The following is a 15,968-nucleotide window of genomic DNA, read 5'->3' on the forward strand; positions in this document are numbered from 1 at the left end:
TGTCTATGTCTATGTCTATGTCTAGAAGGAGCACAAATTGTTAAACTCAATTCATCATGTCGCGATAATTTGTTCGGATTATGAAAAGTCTAAGCACTTTTATACGTCGATTCTAGGGCTTAATGTTATTGCCGAGAACTATCGGGAAGCACGACAATCTTATAAACTCGATCTTGAATTACCCGATGGTACTCAAATAGAGCTATTCTCTTTTCCTCATCCACCTGAAAGGCTCAATCGACCTGAAGCATTGGGGTTAAGGCACTTGGCGTTTACTGTTGATTCGATTGAGGAAATGACAAGATTTCTAATATCCAAGGGCGTATCTGTCGAACCCATTAGGGTTGATGAATTCACAAATAATCGATTTACATTCTTTCGTGACCCTGATGGATTGCCAATAGAGATAGTGAGCTCTTAGTTCTAACCGGTTCGTTCGACGATTACCATTATGCGTTGTATGCTGCGGCGAGCTGCATTCTTCACTGGTGATAATAGAGGTGTAATTAGTATGGCAAGATTAATTTTAGTTTGTGGTCCAACAGGCGTGGGTAAAACGACGTATTCACTTTCTCTCGCAGAAGAAATTAAGGGCATACGGTTTTCGATTGATCCTTGGATGCAGACTCTGTTTTCCAAAGACATGATAGAGCTTGATTTTGAATGGATGATGGAACGAGTAAACCGTTGTTCAGACCAGATTTGGCAAGTCAGTGAGCAAATCTTAGCGCTCGATGGCAATGTCATTTTAGACCTTGGCTTTACTACCAAAGCACAAAGAGACATATTTGCCGATAGAGCAAGGCAGCTAAATATCGACCCCGAGATACATTATTTAAACGCTTCCAGCGAGACACGAAAGCAACGAGTCCATAAACGCAATACCGAAAAAGATCCATCGGTATACGCTTTTGAAGTGACAGATATGATGTTTGAATTTATGGAGCCAAGGTTTGAGGCTCCAGGTGAAGAAGAACTTAAATTTGGCCGAACTGTTAGCACATAAGGCGATAATAAAAGTCGTCAACGCTATGGTTATTAAACCGACAATGTTTGGTAAGTGGTGTTATTGAACTTCGCTTACAGATCCGTGTCTTAATCGAATAAATTTAAAATTGGAGAGGCAGAATGAGTAAGCATTTATTGTCGGTTTTTGCGGTATTGGTTGTTGCAGGGTGCAGTAATGAACAATTATATAAGGCCGGTCAAGATTACCAAAGAAGCCAATGTCTAGCAGACGCTTCGTCTGGACAGCACCGAAGCGATTGTGTCAATTCTGAAGATATCAGCTTTAAAGAATATAGTCGCGAGCGTTCAGACAGCATTCATTAACTCGTGGTGCTTGGAGACGATTCTTTTGGTTCTGATGGCGTTCTCTCTTGACTCAAAATGACGCCAAAAAAGATCACCCCAATCGTAATCCATTGTATGGTCCCTAAACGCTCGCCCAGTAGTAGCATCGAGAAGATCAACGTAAAGGCCGGAAGTAAGCTGACATAACCTGCTGAAGTAGAAGCTTTAATGTAAGAAAGCGAATAGTTATACAAGCCATAGCCACCCAGAGATACGATCAAACCTAAATAGATGATGCTACCAACCGCGTTACTTGATACCTGACTTGGCCAGTCTGATGCCAATGCCAGCGGCAAGAAGAAAATCGTACCGGCAAAGCTTTGAAGTGCGGTTAAAAAAAATGCCGAATATCGTTGGGTTAAGTGCTTAATGAGTAGGGTATAACCCACCGCCATCACCATCGCACCAAACTCAAGTAAATTGCCCAGTATTGGGTTAGGGGCTTGTTCACTTTCTGTCCCGCTTAGAGTCATCCACACCACACCAAGAACGGCAATAAGCAATCCAACCCATTGTCGTGGCGTGTTACGTTCTTTCAAAAGAAAATATGCCGCCACAGCCACCATCAAGGGCAACATAGCCGTTACCATTCCAGCTTGACCTGCACTGGTGTAACGCATCGCTTGAGCTTCGAAAATAAAATAGAAACAGGGTTCAAATAGGGCCATTCCCACCAACAATTTCCAGTCACCAGCTTGATAGTCGATTTTGTGATTAATCCATTTCCAGATAATCAGAAACGTCAGTGAACCCAAGACCATTCGAGAAAAGATCACTATCATTGGTGCGACTTCGCTTACCGCGACTTTTAAAGCAATAAACGACGTTGCCCAGATAACAACCGCGGCAAATACCGCCAAATGGGCTTTAAATATTTCTCGATTCATAAGGGTTCCAAGAGGAGTGAAACGTGGTAACCAAGATAGCGCTCAAAGGTGATCATAGCGGACGACATGGTAAGTAATAACTTATGATGCCTAAAATTCTATTGGGTTACAAACAATGGTTTACGGCTTTTTAAAAGTCACCCTCAATGACGGAAGTCACGAAAGCAACCTGAAAAGCAGCAGTATGTCTCAGCTTGAAATAGAGCAATATGATCCGAGTCCAAAATGACAATGTTGTCATACTTGTTGCGATTTCGATGGGTCAAATGAGATACTTTATTTCTCTTATCAAGGTCTCCCATTCGATGAAAATATTACTTGTTGAAGATGAACAGAAAATTGCTGATTTTGTTTGCGAAGGTTTGCAGACTAAGCATTTCACGGTCACTCATTGTTCAGATGGCAACCGAGGCTATGAAGTCGCGAAAGAAAATCGACACGATGTTATTGTTCTCGATATCATGCTTCCCGGTCGCGATGGTCTGAATATCCTCCACTCTCTTCGACAACAAGGTATCGATACTCCGATTATTTTACTCACCGCTCGTAACGAACTAGGCGACCGGATTAAAGGCTTAGAGTTAGGCGCCGACGATTACTTGGCGAAACCGTTTTATGTGGAAGAGTTGAATGCTCGTCTTCATGCCTTGCTTAGGAGACACGAAGGAACACAGCAACACATGGTTGAGGTGGGGGCGTTGCAGCTTGATTGCATTCATCGCAACATTCATTGCCATGGACAATCTGTGGATCTGACCAGTCGGGAGTTTAGTTTGCTTGAGTACTTAATGCGTTCGCCAAATCAAATATTCACACGAGGACAATTGTTGGAGCATGTTTGGGGCTACGATTTTGATCCCTGTACCAATGTTGTTGATGTGTGCATTAAACGGATTCGCCGAAAACTGGCCTCTTTGGAGAGTGCCGGGAAAATGGTTGGCGCGATAGAATCGGTACGTGGTACTGGCTACCGTTTAAGCCCTCGTTGAGGAAGTAACATGTATTTTCGTACTCGGATCTTTGCTATCTCGATTCTAACGGTGAGTGTCGTGCTTGCGGTTGTGATTACGTTTGGGTGGTCTCGAATTATGAAGGTTGAGCTCGATCATCTCGATTCTCGCCTGTGTATGGAAGCTAAGCGAGTCATGCCAACTACGGGTGACCAGTATTCTCCGATTAACGTTACTCAATTAAGTGGTCACGATGTTCAGGGTGGCAAACTGATTGATGACTTGGTGGATAAATTAAGAGTCAATCTACCGAATGAGTTGATGGTATTTGTTGAATCCAATGACCATCATATTCTAACCAAATCAGACAATGCGGATATACAAACGTTTACAAATAGGTTTGATTGGGAAAACGTTGATTCAATAGAGTCAACCACGTCAAATAACACTCATCTTCCATGTCAGTTTATTTTCTTCGAACATCAGCAGAATGAATGGCGAGCCAGTTCATTTACTATTTCGGGTATACAAAGTGTGATCGCTGTTGATATTTCGGCCACGACCAGAGAGTTAAAAAGCACGGTAAAATCCGCGCTAATCGTTATTGTACCTTTCTCTCTGATACTGAGTATCCTTGGCGCAGGGTTTATTGCCACTAATTCCATTCGGCCAGTGAAGCGCTTGCATAAATCTATGGATAAGGTGACCCAGAAAGATCTGAGTCATCGTTTATCTACTCACAAAGAAGATAAGGAATTTAAAGCACTAATTGATACCTATAATGAGATGTTAAATCGATTAGAAAACAGCTTTCAACAATCCTCGAGATTTACCGCCGATGCGGCTCATGAATTAAAAACGCCACTTACGATTTTAAGAGGAAAACTAGAGCAAGCGGTGATTAGTGAAGACTTAGCGCAAGTCGATCTTAGCGCCATTCTCGATGAAGTCGGACATCTTTCCGCGATAACTCGAAAACTACTGCTTCTTTCTCAAGCCGATTCTGGCTCGCTGGCACTTCATCTTGAGTCGATAAATATCACCGATTTACTCGATGAGTTAACCGCTGATATGGAGCTATTATCGGATGATTTAGTGTTGAAATGTACGATTGAACGAGAGCTGACTCTTAAAGGTGATGTGGTGTTACTAAGACAGCTCCTCAATAACCTGCTGGTGAATGTGATGCATTATAGTCTTCACGATAAAGGCGTCACTATTCAAGCCAAGCAGTCTGAAACGACAATTGATGTGCTGATCATCAATGCGTGCAAGCCCATTTCTAATCAGACTCGAAGCCGACTATTTGAACGCTTTTTCCGAGGAGAACCTGACTACACACAAGGTATCTCTGGTAGTGGTTTGGGTTTAGGTTTGGCTCGCGAAATTGCGCGTGCCCATGGCGGTTCTCTCACCATTGAACCCTGCGATCAAGAGACGTTTTCTATCCGTTTAGTTCTGCAAAAACACAACGCTTAATATCGTTAAATGACAGCATTGTCATCCTTCTCAGAAGCCCACTGTATAGACTTAAGGTAACGCTTACATTGTTACCTTAATCACTATGGACACTGGGTTATGAATCGTAAAATCATTGTTTCTATCGCAAGTATGATACTGCTTGTTTCGTCGTCAGTAACCGCCGATGCTTCACTTGAACTGACCAGTTCAGCCTTTTCCGATGGTGATTCGCTACCGATCTCCTTTACATGTGAAGGAGAGGGGATTTCTCCACCATTAAGTTGGAGGGGGGTGCCAGAAGGGGCGCAGTCTTTGGTTGTGATCATGGACCATCAACCACAGTTCAACCCAGACCCACAGTTAAAACCGGAACCGAGACCTGAACCCAAACCAAAGTCGGAACTAAATCAAGGCACTAAACCGATGCAAGTTGGGGATGGAATGCCGCCACCGCCACCAAATTCGAACAAGCCGGAAGGACTTCGTTGGTACTGGACGATGTACAATATTCCCACGGATGTATCTGGTGTTGATGCTGGGAAGTCAGTTGGGATTCTAGGTAGCAATGTGGTCACTGAAGGTAACGAATACGCCTCACCTTGCTCAAAAGGCCCAGGTCCAAAAAAGTATACCTTTCACCTTTATGCCCTGTCAGACTCATTGGCAATCCCTCATTCTGAACCCGTTTCAGAAGCCACACTTAGAAAGCACATGAGTGGCATTGTTCTGGATTCGGACTCTCTAACGGTCAGTTTTACACGAAGCTGCCGCTCTCCATCAAACATGCTCGACCAACCTCGACGTCAGCCGATAGATTCAGAGAAAGATCACAGCGCTGGGCAAGCAAAACATCAACGTCCTTCACCTTCAGAGTTACCGTTATGTTCACAAGTTGAAAAAATATCCGTGTTCTCACCAATTTAAGCCAAATAACCGACAAAAACCTGAGAGATTAAGATGAAGAATAAACGTTCTAAAGTTGTGATATTGCTCCTTGTCTTCGGCAGTATTGCGGCCGGTATTACCTATAAATACAGCGTGGCAGGAGAAGATCATCCGGTGTATACCACTGATATTGTTTCACGAGGCAACATTGAAAATGTGGTACTAACCAACGGCGTGTTATACCCGTCAAAATTGGTGAGTGTGGGTTCTCAGGTCTCTGGTCTAATAGAGAGCATTCATGTTCAACTCGGCGAACAAGTAAAAGCAGGTGACTTGATTGCGCAAATCGATAATCTGACGCAACAAAATGCATTAAGAGAAGCTAAGGCATCCCTGAAGAGTAATAGTGCGCAATATCAGGCAAAGCAGGCTCAGATAAAAGATGCATTATCTGAATTTAAACGTAAGAAAAAGATGTTGAAAGATGGCGCGACGTCGCAATCGGATTACGACACTGCGGAGCTCGTATTGTCGGTCTATCAAGCAGAGTTGGAGCAGCTCGACGCTGAGAAAGAGAAGTCGATTATTAGTGTCGATAATGCGGAGTTGGAGCTTGGTTATACCACGATTGCCTCTCCCATTGATGGCACCGTGATTTATGTCTCGGTTGAAGAGGGGCAAACCGTAAACAACAACCAAGGCACACCGAATATTATCGAGCTCGCGCAGTTGGATGTTATGACGATTAAGGCACAGGTGTCTGAAGCAGACATCATTCGTATTCGGGCAGGGCAGGAAGTTTACTTCACAATATTGGGCGCAACGGGAACGAAATTTCGTGGCACATTGCGCGCCATTGAACCAGGGCCAACATTGCTCACGGGCGATGATAGCGATCTGATGATTGGTGATGAAGAAGCCATTTACTATAACGCTCTGTTTGATGTTGAAAACCCGGAAAACCTGCTGCGTATCGGAATGACCGCTCAAGTCTCAATTGTGTTAGATAGCGCAAAGGATGCTTTACTAGTTCCGTCGCAAATCTTGCTCAAGAAGCACGGACCAAATTCATCTTATCAAGTCAAAGTGAAAAACGGATCGACCGTTGAATACCGTGATGTTGAAGTCGGGATCAACAATAAAATTTATGCTCAAGTTCTATCGGGTCTTAAAGCAGGTGAAGAGATTGTAGTCGGTGAAGCAAGCGGCCGCAGTATTCAGACTTCTGGATTATCAATGATTAGCGCTCAGCAAGGCGGTATGCCAAGGCAAGGTGGTCCTCGTCCTGGCGGGGGGCGATAGGTTATGACTGAAGCACTATTGAATATTGTCGGTGTGAGTCGTTGCTTTGCTGCCGGAGAGCAGGACTTGACGGTGTTAAAGGAGATTGATCTTAAGATTCACCGTGGTGAAATGATCGCGATTATCGGTACCTCTGGTTCAGGAAAATCTACCTTGATGAACATTCTTGGTTGTCTTGATAAGCCAAGTAAAGGGCGTTATTTCATCAACGGACAAGATACATCGGCTATGGGGGAAGATGATCTCGCGAAACTGCGACGAGAATATTTTGGTTTTATCTTTCAACGCTATCACCTTTTAGGAGATTTGACCGCGCTCGGCAACGTTGAAGTCCCCGCCTTGTATGCCAATGAAGACAAGCACTCTAGACAAGAAAAGGCAGCAAAATATCTGACTAGACTCGGATTAAGTGATCGCTTAGATCACAAGCCCAGTCAACTGAGTGGTGGGCAACAGCAGCGTGTCAGTGTCGCCAGAGCCCTAGTGAATGGTGGTGATGTCATTCTTGCCGATGAGCCAACCGGTGCATTGGATAGCAGCAGTGGCGAAGAAATGATGAAACTTCTTCAAGAACTTCATAAAGATGGGCACACCATTATTTTAGTGACCCATGACCCGCATGTCGCGAGCTTTGCTGAACGAGTGATTGAAATCAAAGATGGTGAGATTATTCGCGATACTCAACATTGTGCAATAGACAGCAATAGTCAACGTCAAGTACCGAGTGCCAAAGAGAGAAAGCCCAAAGTAAAAATGGCCATTAACTGGGCAGGGCATATGGAAGCGTTGAAAATGGCACTACTCGCCATGTCGAATCATCGCTTACGTACCTTTCTTACCATGCTCGGAATTATTATCGGTATTGCCTCTGTGGTTTCTGTGGTGGCGTTGGGCACGGGATCGCAGCAAACGATTTTGGATAATATTGCTTCAATGGGTACCAATACCATTGAGATCAAACCCGGAACAGGACTAGGGGATCGCCGAGCTGGGCGAGTTAGGTCACTCACAGCAGAGGATGCCTTAGCACTCAAGACATTGTCATTTGTTGATAGTGTGACGCCCACGGTACGAGCCAATGTTGTCATTCGGTATTCGAGTGAAACGGTGAGTGGTTCTGTTCAGGGAGTGGGTACTGAATTCTTTCGGGTGCGGGGGTATTCGTTAGCGCAAGGGCAGTATTTTGACCAGGCAAGTGTCGATACGTTGGAACAAGTTGCAATTATTGACGCCAACACAGAAGAAGAACTCTTTTCTGATGGTGACGCACTCGGCAGTGTTATCTTTCTTGGTCGCCTTCCGGTTCGAGTGATTGGTGTTGCTGAGCCGATTGAAAGTGTGTCAGACAACAGTGATGAACTTAATATCTGGTTGCCTTACACCACGGTTTCCGGACGGATATTTCGGCAAAACTACGTTAACGATATCACGATAAGAGTGAAAGATAGTGTATCCAGTGATGCAGCCGAGCAGGGGATCATTAGCTTGCTCACTATGCGTCATGGCTTGGTTGATTTCTTCACGATCAACACTGATACGGTGCGCAAAAGTATCGAGCAAACTTCAGAAACCATGACATTACTCATTTCAGCCATTGCCTTTATCTCGCTTGTGGTTGGTGGCATTGGGGTAATGAATATTATGTTGGTTTCCGTGACCGAACGAACACGAGAAATTGGTATACGAATGGCCGTAGGCGCAAGGCAAATGGATATCATGCGCCAGTTCTTAATTGAAGCGGTATTGGTCTGCTTTTGTGGGGGTGGTTTGGGCATTGGACTCGCCTATCTCGTTGGCGTTATTTTTTCCTATACCAATAGCGGATTTTCGATGATCTATACCAGTTCTTCCATCATTGCGGCATTCGCCTGTTCAACATTAATTGGTGTTTTGTTTGGCTATTTGCCAGCCCGAAATGCCGCAAAACTCAACCCAGTTGATGCACTCTCAAGAGATTAAGGTGAGGAAGATATAATGAAAATAAGTAGATTCAATTTCATTACGGTGATGTTGTGCTCGACAACGTTAATTGGGTGCAGCACAACTCGCAGTGACTTTCATTCACCAGAACTCGATATATCTACAAATTGGTCTCAGACACAAGGCGAGAAAATTGAAGCGGTGCATCAGCCAAATAAATGGTGGGAATTATTTAACGACTCACAGCTAGACAGTTTAATTGATCAGGTTTTTGCTTCAAATAGTGACTTGGCAAAGGCCACGTTGACCTTAAGAAAAGCTCGATTAGAAGCAGGGTTAAGCGAGAACAACAAATTGCCTAATCTCGGATTCTCAAACAAATCGTCACTTGAGTATGATATTGGTGATGACTCAACGGTGAGCTCTAGTTCGAGTTTGTCTCTAAGCTATGAATTGGATCTGTGGGGACGTGTCGATGCGGTTGCCGATGCGGATGAATGGATGGCGAAAGCGAGTTATCAAGATAGAGAAAGCACCGCACAAAGCTTAGTCGTGACGACGGCAACGCTCTACTGGAAGGTAGGGTATCTCAATCAGATGATAGGATTAACCCAAAAGAATATCGATGGGACTGAGCACGTTGCAAGATTGACTCAAAATAAATACGACAGCGGTTCAGCGACTCGTTTGGAGGTCTTAGAGTCGAAGCAAGCTTTGTTTACTCAACAAATACAACTTAGCAAACTGCAACAAGAGTTAGCGGAAGCTCAAAATGCGATTTCGATCTTGGTTAATCAACCTTTACAGGACATAGGAATCCGTATTGACCAATTGTCGACGATACCGGTACCCGAGGTAGAAGCGGGGATACCTTCGGATCTGTTACTGCGCCGGCCGGACGTAAAAGCGACTTTATATGCGTTGAGATCTTCTCTTGCTAATCAAGATGCCGTAGCGTCTAGTTATATGCCAACAATTACCTTAACCAGCTCATTGAGTTCTTCTTCTTCAAATCTAATAGACTTACTTCAAAACCCCATCGCGACATTAGGCAGCGGCATAGTTCTCCCTTTTCTAGAATGGAATAAGATGAAACTAAACAAACGTATTTCTGAGATAGATTATGAGATTGCGGTGATAAATTATCGAGAGACCATTTATCAAGCGTTGGAAGAGGTTGCAAATCTGCTGGCAACCAAAGAGAGCTACCGTCAACAAGGCAGCGTGTATCAGCAGCAGTATCTTAATGCTCAGGAGATCGAACGTATCTATTCCAGTAAATACCAAAATGGCGCGAGCGATATGATTGACTGGATTAATGCGATGGAATTAAGGCGGAGTATCGAATCGACGGTATTAGAAAACCGATATAACCAATTTGTTACCCAGATTAAACTTTATCAATCACTCGGTGGTGCCGATAGTGTTCCTCAAAGTTAACGTCCTAATCATGCCACGACCGAATCTTTATTGAATTATCACCTAGCAGCCTAAGGTCGTGTTTTGTATTTGCTATCGAGCAGCCTATCCGCGACCATTAATTTCGGGATGATACTGCCGCACTTATCCAACTGTGGCCTAGAGCACATATAATCCTGCTGCGGTTCGGCAATCTATAGACACAAGACTCAGCCGATTCAAGCCAATGAGGTACGGTTTATTGCAAACTCAATGATTCTCATGGCCTTGTTTGAAAATAAATGGAGTTTACATGTTGAATAAACAGCGCATTTCTTTAGTGGTAAATTAAAGAATGTGTTACTTGCTTTGAGAGTCATACAAATATTTAAAATGTTGTTCCAACGTTTTCTCGCCATAGGTTGGTGCGATCATATCTTGGGCACAGACCGTCAGAAAGAACTCGAAAGGGCCACCAATACGTTCCGGGAGACGACGGGCGATAAGTAAAGAGGCGGTTCGAACCCAATCGGGTAAACAGGTTATCTTGGCGGGATTTTGTTGAGTTGAAAACCCAAGTTCAGCAATGTCATTGATTGAGAGAATGTCTGGTCCACCGACATCTAATTCTGTGTCATTTCTATCGATGGCTTCGAGGCAGAAATTGGCCAAATCACTTCCGTGAATAGGGTTGAGCTTAACCTCACCTTGGCCAAATACGTAAGCTCGACCTTGTTGGGCCATCTTATAGTACTCTTCCAAATCTGAGAAAAAACCATTCGGTCGAATCACACATGGGGTGATTGCTTGAGCATTGAGAAGTTCGCTTGCAAACATTTCTTTCGCTTTAAGCAATCGTACACCCTGATAATTTGGAGCGTTAAAGGCAGAGATATAGATGAATTTTTTTACGCCCGATTTTTGTGCTTCCTTCAATAGGTTACTGTTCGCCTGATAATCCACATCTTGATAGCCTAAGCCATCTTTTTGTTTTGTAATCCCGACACACGAAATAACGACATCAATATCGTCACAGCACCCTATCAAACTAACGGGGTTGGTTACTTCTGCGATGGTGATCTGTTTATCGCTCAACCCCATTGTTTTTAGTTTGTGGTCGTGTCTTGCGAGCGCATAAAATTCAGCACCTGAACCTTGTAAAGCTCGGATAATGTAACTGCCTAGATAACCTGTGGCCCCTGCGACCAGAATGCGTTGCTTCAAATTGTTCATTCTCAAATCCTCTTACTATTAAGTCGTCGGTATTATCAACAAATTGATGGAAATTTAAATCACCATATCTGGTGATTCTAAGCTTGGTCATGATTGTTAATCTGATTCTTTTTACAGAAAAGGAGACAGCTTGTCATGACTTCAATTAAACAGGCTCAATATGCGCTTGTCGTGAACCTAGTATGTTTTGCTTATGGTTTCGCTCTGTTGGTGGGAAATTTTACTTACCTTGACGGGCCTTTTAACCATAGTCATACGATACTCGAGTCCTTGCTATCTGATGTTTATCTTTATATCAGTTGGAACGTGGCGATTTATTTTATCTATGGCATTTCCTTATTTGTTCTGAGCCTCTCATTTTTTAATTTAACAAGAAAAGTATCTCCAGACGTCGCTATCGCGATGCTAATTATTGGCAGTATTTGGTCTGGTTTTATGCTTCTAAGTGGTGGTATTTCGATAGAAGCCATTCATCAAATTTCTAAGTTGTACCCTGAAAATAGCCAAGCTGCAATTGAACTTTGGCTAATGCTTGGCGTGATTCAAGAAAGTGTTGGTGGAGGCAATGAACTGGTTGGTTCGATATGGATTTCTTTGGTTTCTCTTTTATTGGTCGAAGAAGACAAACTAAGTCGGATGACAAAATGGATCGGGTTCTCGATAGCGATAATAGGGCTCGGAACCTTGGTTGATTCTGGAGATGTGTTTGCCAGTCTATTTGGCGTCGCGTTCATTGCTTGGTTTCTTCTAATGATTAAAGTGCTGCCATTGGCCTTTGCGGTTCAGCGTTAATGATAATGCTACGGACTAACTTGGCATCTGGTTAGAGCAACAGGTGTTGTGCGGTTATTTTTGCCGATCTTGAGTTGCACAGTGATGTCGAATATTGCATCTTAGATCTTAAATTTAGACTTCATACTGGCTATTAATACCGATTAAGGGTGTACCATGATTATCAAAACGAAGCTCTATTGCCCAGTACTTAAATCTAACGCCATTGCTAGGCCAATATTGACAGAAAGGCTTGGCAGGGCGTTAGACATTAAACTCACGTTAGTTTCTGCTCCTGCTGGTTTTGGTAAAACTCAGTTGGTTGCCTCATGGTGCGCTGAAGCGAAAAACACGATTTGTTGGGTGTCGTTGGATTCAAAAGACAAAAATACCGATACCTTTGTGACTTACTTAATCGCCGCAATCAGAGAAATGGATAGCACACTTGTATTAGAGGCGTGGAACCTAGTGCAAGCAGGAAATGCGAACCACCAACATGTAATTACCTCGCTCACGAATGAATTAACGTATTACTCAGATCAGATCACGATAGTGTTAGATGATTATCACCTTGTGGAGTCACTACAGGTAAACGAGTTAATGAATGCCCTCATTGAACAGTTACCGCATAACGTTCACATCGTGCTTATTACGCGATCCGATCCCACGCTAGCTTTGGCAAAGTTAAGGGCATCAGGTGAGCTTCTTGAAATTAGGTCGTCCGATTTAAGGTTTAGTGATGATGAAGCCAATGAGTATTTAAAGCTAAATACGACTGCAGACTTAAACCGAGCAAATATCGTTGCGGTGAATCATAAAGCTGAAGGATGGGCGGTTGGTTTGCAGTTGTCTTCTTTACTGTTTTCTAACAGTGACACGATTGAAGAAATCGTATCTCAGTTTACAGGTTCCAATACCTTTGTTCTGGATTATCTGACCGAAGAAGTTATCGCCAACCTGCCAAATTCAATTCGTCATTTCTTACTCGAAACCTCAATACTTAGCGAGTTATCTGTCGAACTTTGTAATGCTGTTTTGGATATCGACAATAGCGCTGAACACCTTAGTTATTTAGAGCAAAATAATGTTTTTTTAATTCCTCTCGATAATCAAAAAACGTGGTTTCGTTACCACCATTTATTTGCTGACGCGCTTATGACTCGAGCGCAAATGACCACAGAGCGAAGAGAAGAACTTAATTGGCGAATTGCAACCTGGTATGCGGATCGTGGGCGTCTATCAGATGCGATTTCCTATGCCTTTTCGACTCGAAACACAGAGAAAGCATTAGAGCTTATTGAAACCCATTGGCCTCAACAGCGAGCTGATGGTCATGATTCTATACTGGTTGAATGGTTATCAAACATTGATATAGACGTTATTCAGAAATTTCCCGTGTTGGCTGGCTACTATGCACTTGCCATGCTCTATTCTAACCCTGAAAAAGGCATGTATTTGCTTGATACAACCAGAATATATTTTGAGAATTTAACGTCACGATTCACTCCTCAAGAGAACACAGCATTTGGCATTGTAAATATCGGAGAAGCCTATATTCATGCTGCTCAAGGCAATACCGAAGAGGTGTTATTGAGAGTGCGAAATGCACAAGCGGTGCTCCCATTCGAAGAGCAGGTGTGGCGAGGCTCCTCCAGAGCGCTAGAAGGGATTGCCTTATGGCGCCAAGGAAACATTGAAAAAGCAGAAGATTGCCTTAAAGCCGCCGTTGCCAATATGGATCATTCCAATGATCTAAGTGCTCAAATCACCAGTCGTTTTTTACTCGGTGATTATTACTATCAATTAGGTTGGCTAAACAAGGCGAAAAAGGCTGCCGAGACAGCGGTGACAATGAATGAGCAGCACTCTGGATATACCGTCGAAGGAAGTGCAGATGTGTATCTATTGTTGGGCGAAATAGTGTTTGAACAAGGTGATATTGTTAGCGCGCAAAACCTTCTTGATATCGCTAAGCAGTTCGGTGTGCTGGGTTTTATGCCCGAGGCTCGATACCGATATCCATTAATTGAAGGGAGAATAGCCTTAGCTCAAGGACAAGATGAACAAGCACAGCGCTTGTTTTATGAAGCTGATCAATGTTTCTGTGAACCGCCTAATCCGTGCCACCGTCCACCCTCTTTTTGGTTAAAGTTATATCAACTTAACAAGGGTAACTCGACCAGCGTGACACAGACTCCTCCTTTTGAACTTTCGGTTTCTAGTCATAGTTATTCTTATCTTCTCTATATGTTGGCAGAGCCGACCTCGCGGCTTGATGTCCAACAAGCTCTGCATTCTTTACCATTGAATCGGAGTTTTCCTTGCTTACTGTTTACGCAAAAAATTGCTGAAGTGTTACACGCTGTTGAAGTAAAGAACAGTGAGCTTGTTAGAGAGACGTTCGATCAACTAATACTCATTCAACAAGAACACCAGAATACGATTTGGATGAGTGAGCTCGGTCCCATCCGTGAACTTATCGAATTGAACCAGATCAATGTTGAAAAACCGAATTCAGAGGTCATTGAAACGACGCTACTCGACCCATTAAGCACAAAAGAAACTGAAGTGCTGAAATGGCTAGATACAGAGCTAACCGGCCCTCAGATAGCATCTAAATTGTTTGTTAGCCTGAACACGTTTCGCACTCATACAAAAAGCATATATTCGAAGTTAGATGTGTCCAACCGTCGAGCGGCCATTAACAAAGCTCGCCAATACCAAATCCTCAATTAACCTAAATTATTAAATATCACATCATGTGGTGATGTGGGTAATCTGCACTGTGAGTAATCTAGTGGTTAAGCAATAAGGCTTAACCATTTTAGAAATTAAGGACTCACTATGAAGAACACTTTTAACACTGTTGCTATTGCCAGCTTATTACTTTTACCGTTCGGGTTTGCAAATGCGACCGATGGAGACGCGTCTTTTAAAGTACTACTAGGTACCAAATCCCTTGAATCCGATTGGGGAGACGACGATGTGATGGACACTATCGGGTTTCAGTTTACCTACTTACCATCCTCTATGCCGCTAGGTGTTGCACTCGACTTTTACGGCAGTGGGAGTGAGAACAAAACCAATGGCGTGAAGACAGAAACCACTGTTGGTGAAATTAACCTAGGTTTACGTTGGCAAGCGCCTGTCTTAGCCGACTCATTTATGCCTTATTTAGGTGGTGGTGTAAGTTTCGCTGCAGCAGAACTTCAGACTGTCAATTCAGGCTCTAAGAATACTTATGAAGATGAGTCAACAGGCTACTGGGTTGGCGGTGGCGTAGATTACATTGTTGCTGACAATTGGTCTGTTGGTATTAATGCTCACTATTCAAGTATTGATGTAAAACTGAATGGTAATGAGCAAGATGCTGGTGGGGTAACTTGGGGTGCGACCGTAGGTTATCATTTCTAAGTAAGATAAAGGCAGAAGCGCATGACAGATTCAGCAATGGATACTCCTAAAGCATATAAAATCTATGTAGCCGAAGCTCTTTCGTCTGATTGGCAAAAAACATTCACAAATTTGGCAATCAGACACCGTGATGGTGGGACATGCATCACCGTTATTTGTCGTGACCAATCTGAGCTCCATGGGGTGATACGCATGGGGTTCAATATGGGGCTAACGCTGCATGCTGTTGTCGAAGAAGGCTACTTCATTGACTAGTAACAAAAATGGCATCGCGGCTTCAAGGCTTCAGTTTGTGAACCTTTGGATAGCCGCGGTTCATTTAAAGCATCTTAAACGTTTCCAATTTAAACTTTTTATCCAGTCCGTTCACATAAAAACGGACATGTATAGAATA

At 43.3% G+C, this 15,968-nt stretch carries 15 protein-coding genes; 13 read left to right on the forward strand and 2 right to left on the reverse strand.

Going from position 1 to position 15,968, the window contains the following annotated elements; all coding sequences use genetic code 11:
• Positions 1–37: 37 nt before the first annotated feature.
• From gloA2 to ACWU4D_RS01340, 3 genes are all read left to right on the forward strand, one after another.
• The gene (gloA2, locus tag ACWU4D_RS01330) at positions 38–421 is read left to right on the forward strand and encodes an SMU1112c/YaeR family gloxylase I-like metalloprotein (RefSeq protein ID WP_456049571.1); all 384 of its coding nucleotides are present in this window, start codon (positions 38–40) and stop codon (positions 419–421) included.
• A gap of 90 nt (positions 422–511) precedes the next feature.
• Positions 512–1,006, forward strand: coding sequence for an AAA family ATPase (locus tag ACWU4D_RS01335; RefSeq protein WP_456049572.1), 495 nt, complete (start codon positions 512–514; stop codon positions 1,004–1,006).
• A 122-nt stretch (positions 1,007–1,128) separates the two neighbouring features.
• Positions 1,129–1,332, forward strand: coding sequence for a hypothetical protein (locus tag ACWU4D_RS01340; protein WP_456049573.1), 204 nt, complete (start codon positions 1,129–1,131; stop codon positions 1,330–1,332).
• On the opposite strand, the gene ACWU4D_RS01345 is transcribed toward ACWU4D_RS01340, so the two are convergent.
• Complete coding sequence (locus tag ACWU4D_RS01345) at positions 1,329–2,240, reverse strand: DMT family transporter (protein ID WP_456049574.1); 912 nt, start codon at positions 2,238–2,240, stop codon at positions 1,329–1,331. The genes ACWU4D_RS01340 and ACWU4D_RS01345 overlap by 4 nt on opposite strands.
• A gap of 209 nt (positions 2,241–2,449) precedes the next feature.
• Here ACWU4D_RS01345 and ACWU4D_RS01350 point away from each other — a divergent pair, with 209 nt between their 5' ends.
• The 6 genes from ACWU4D_RS01350 to ACWU4D_RS01375 all read left to right on the forward strand — a co-directional run bounded on the left by ACWU4D_RS01350 (position 2,450) and on the right by ACWU4D_RS01375 (position 10,198).
• Positions 2,450–3,229, forward strand: a complete 780-nt coding sequence (locus ACWU4D_RS01350) for a response regulator transcription factor (RefSeq protein WP_456049575.1) — start codon at positions 2,450–2,452, stop codon at positions 3,227–3,229.
• A 9-nt stretch (positions 3,230–3,238) separates the two neighbouring features.
• Entirely contained in the window at positions 3,239–4,669 is a 1,431-nt protein-coding gene (locus ACWU4D_RS01355) for an ATP-binding protein (RefSeq protein WP_456049576.1), read from the forward strand.
• Between the two features lie 99 nt (positions 4,670–4,768).
• A complete protein-coding gene (locus ACWU4D_RS01360) occupies positions 4,769–5,575 on the forward strand; it encodes a YbhB/YbcL family Raf kinase inhibitor-like protein (RefSeq protein WP_456049577.1) in 807 nt (268 codons plus the stop codon).
• 33 nt (positions 5,576–5,608) lie between these two features.
• Positions 5,609–6,838, forward strand: coding sequence for an efflux RND transporter periplasmic adaptor subunit (locus tag ACWU4D_RS01365; RefSeq protein WP_456049578.1), 1,230 nt, complete (start codon positions 5,609–5,611; stop codon positions 6,836–6,838).
• Positions 6,839–6,841: 3 nt separating this feature from the next.
• On the forward strand, positions 6,842–8,797 hold the full coding sequence (locus ACWU4D_RS01370; protein WP_456049579.1) for a MacB family efflux pump subunit: 1,956 nt from the start codon (positions 6,842–6,844) through the stop codon (positions 8,795–8,797).
• 15 nt (positions 8,798–8,812) lie between these two features.
• On the forward strand, positions 8,813–10,198 hold the full coding sequence (locus ACWU4D_RS01375; RefSeq protein WP_456049580.1) for a TolC family protein: 1,386 nt from the start codon (positions 8,813–8,815) through the stop codon (positions 10,196–10,198).
• A 318-nt stretch (positions 10,199–10,516) separates the two neighbouring features.
• On the opposite strand, the gene ACWU4D_RS01380 is transcribed toward ACWU4D_RS01375, so the two are convergent.
• Positions 10,517–11,389: an SDR family oxidoreductase gene (locus ACWU4D_RS01380; RefSeq protein ID WP_456049581.1), complete on the reverse strand. Its 873-nt coding sequence runs from the start codon at positions 11,387–11,389 to the stop codon at positions 10,517–10,519.
• Between the two features lie 135 nt (positions 11,390–11,524).
• Here ACWU4D_RS01380 and ACWU4D_RS01385 point away from each other — a divergent pair, with 135 nt between their 5' ends.
• The 4 genes from ACWU4D_RS01385 (at position 11,525) to ACWU4D_RS01400 (ending at position 15,829) form a co-directional block, all read left to right on the forward strand.
• Positions 11,525–12,181 (forward strand): hypothetical protein, encoded by a 657-nt coding sequence (locus tag ACWU4D_RS01385; RefSeq protein WP_456049582.1) that lies wholly within the window; start codon positions 11,525–11,527, stop codon positions 12,179–12,181.
• A gap of 156 nt (positions 12,182–12,337) precedes the next feature.
• Positions 12,338–14,896: a LuxR C-terminal-related transcriptional regulator gene (locus ACWU4D_RS01390; protein ID WP_456049583.1), complete on the forward strand. Its 2,559-nt coding sequence runs from the start codon at positions 12,338–12,340 to the stop codon at positions 14,894–14,896.
• Between the two features lie 108 nt (positions 14,897–15,004).
• Complete coding sequence (locus ACWU4D_RS01395) at positions 15,005–15,574, forward strand: outer membrane protein (RefSeq protein ID WP_456049584.1); 570 nt, start codon at positions 15,005–15,007, stop codon at positions 15,572–15,574.
• A 21-nt stretch (positions 15,575–15,595) separates the two neighbouring features.
• Positions 15,596–15,829: a hypothetical protein gene (locus ACWU4D_RS01400; protein WP_456049585.1), complete on the forward strand. Its 234-nt coding sequence runs from the start codon at positions 15,596–15,598 to the stop codon at positions 15,827–15,829.
• Positions 15,830–15,968: the final 139 nt, after the last annotated feature.

Source organism: Vibrio phycocola (assembly GCF_053850235.1).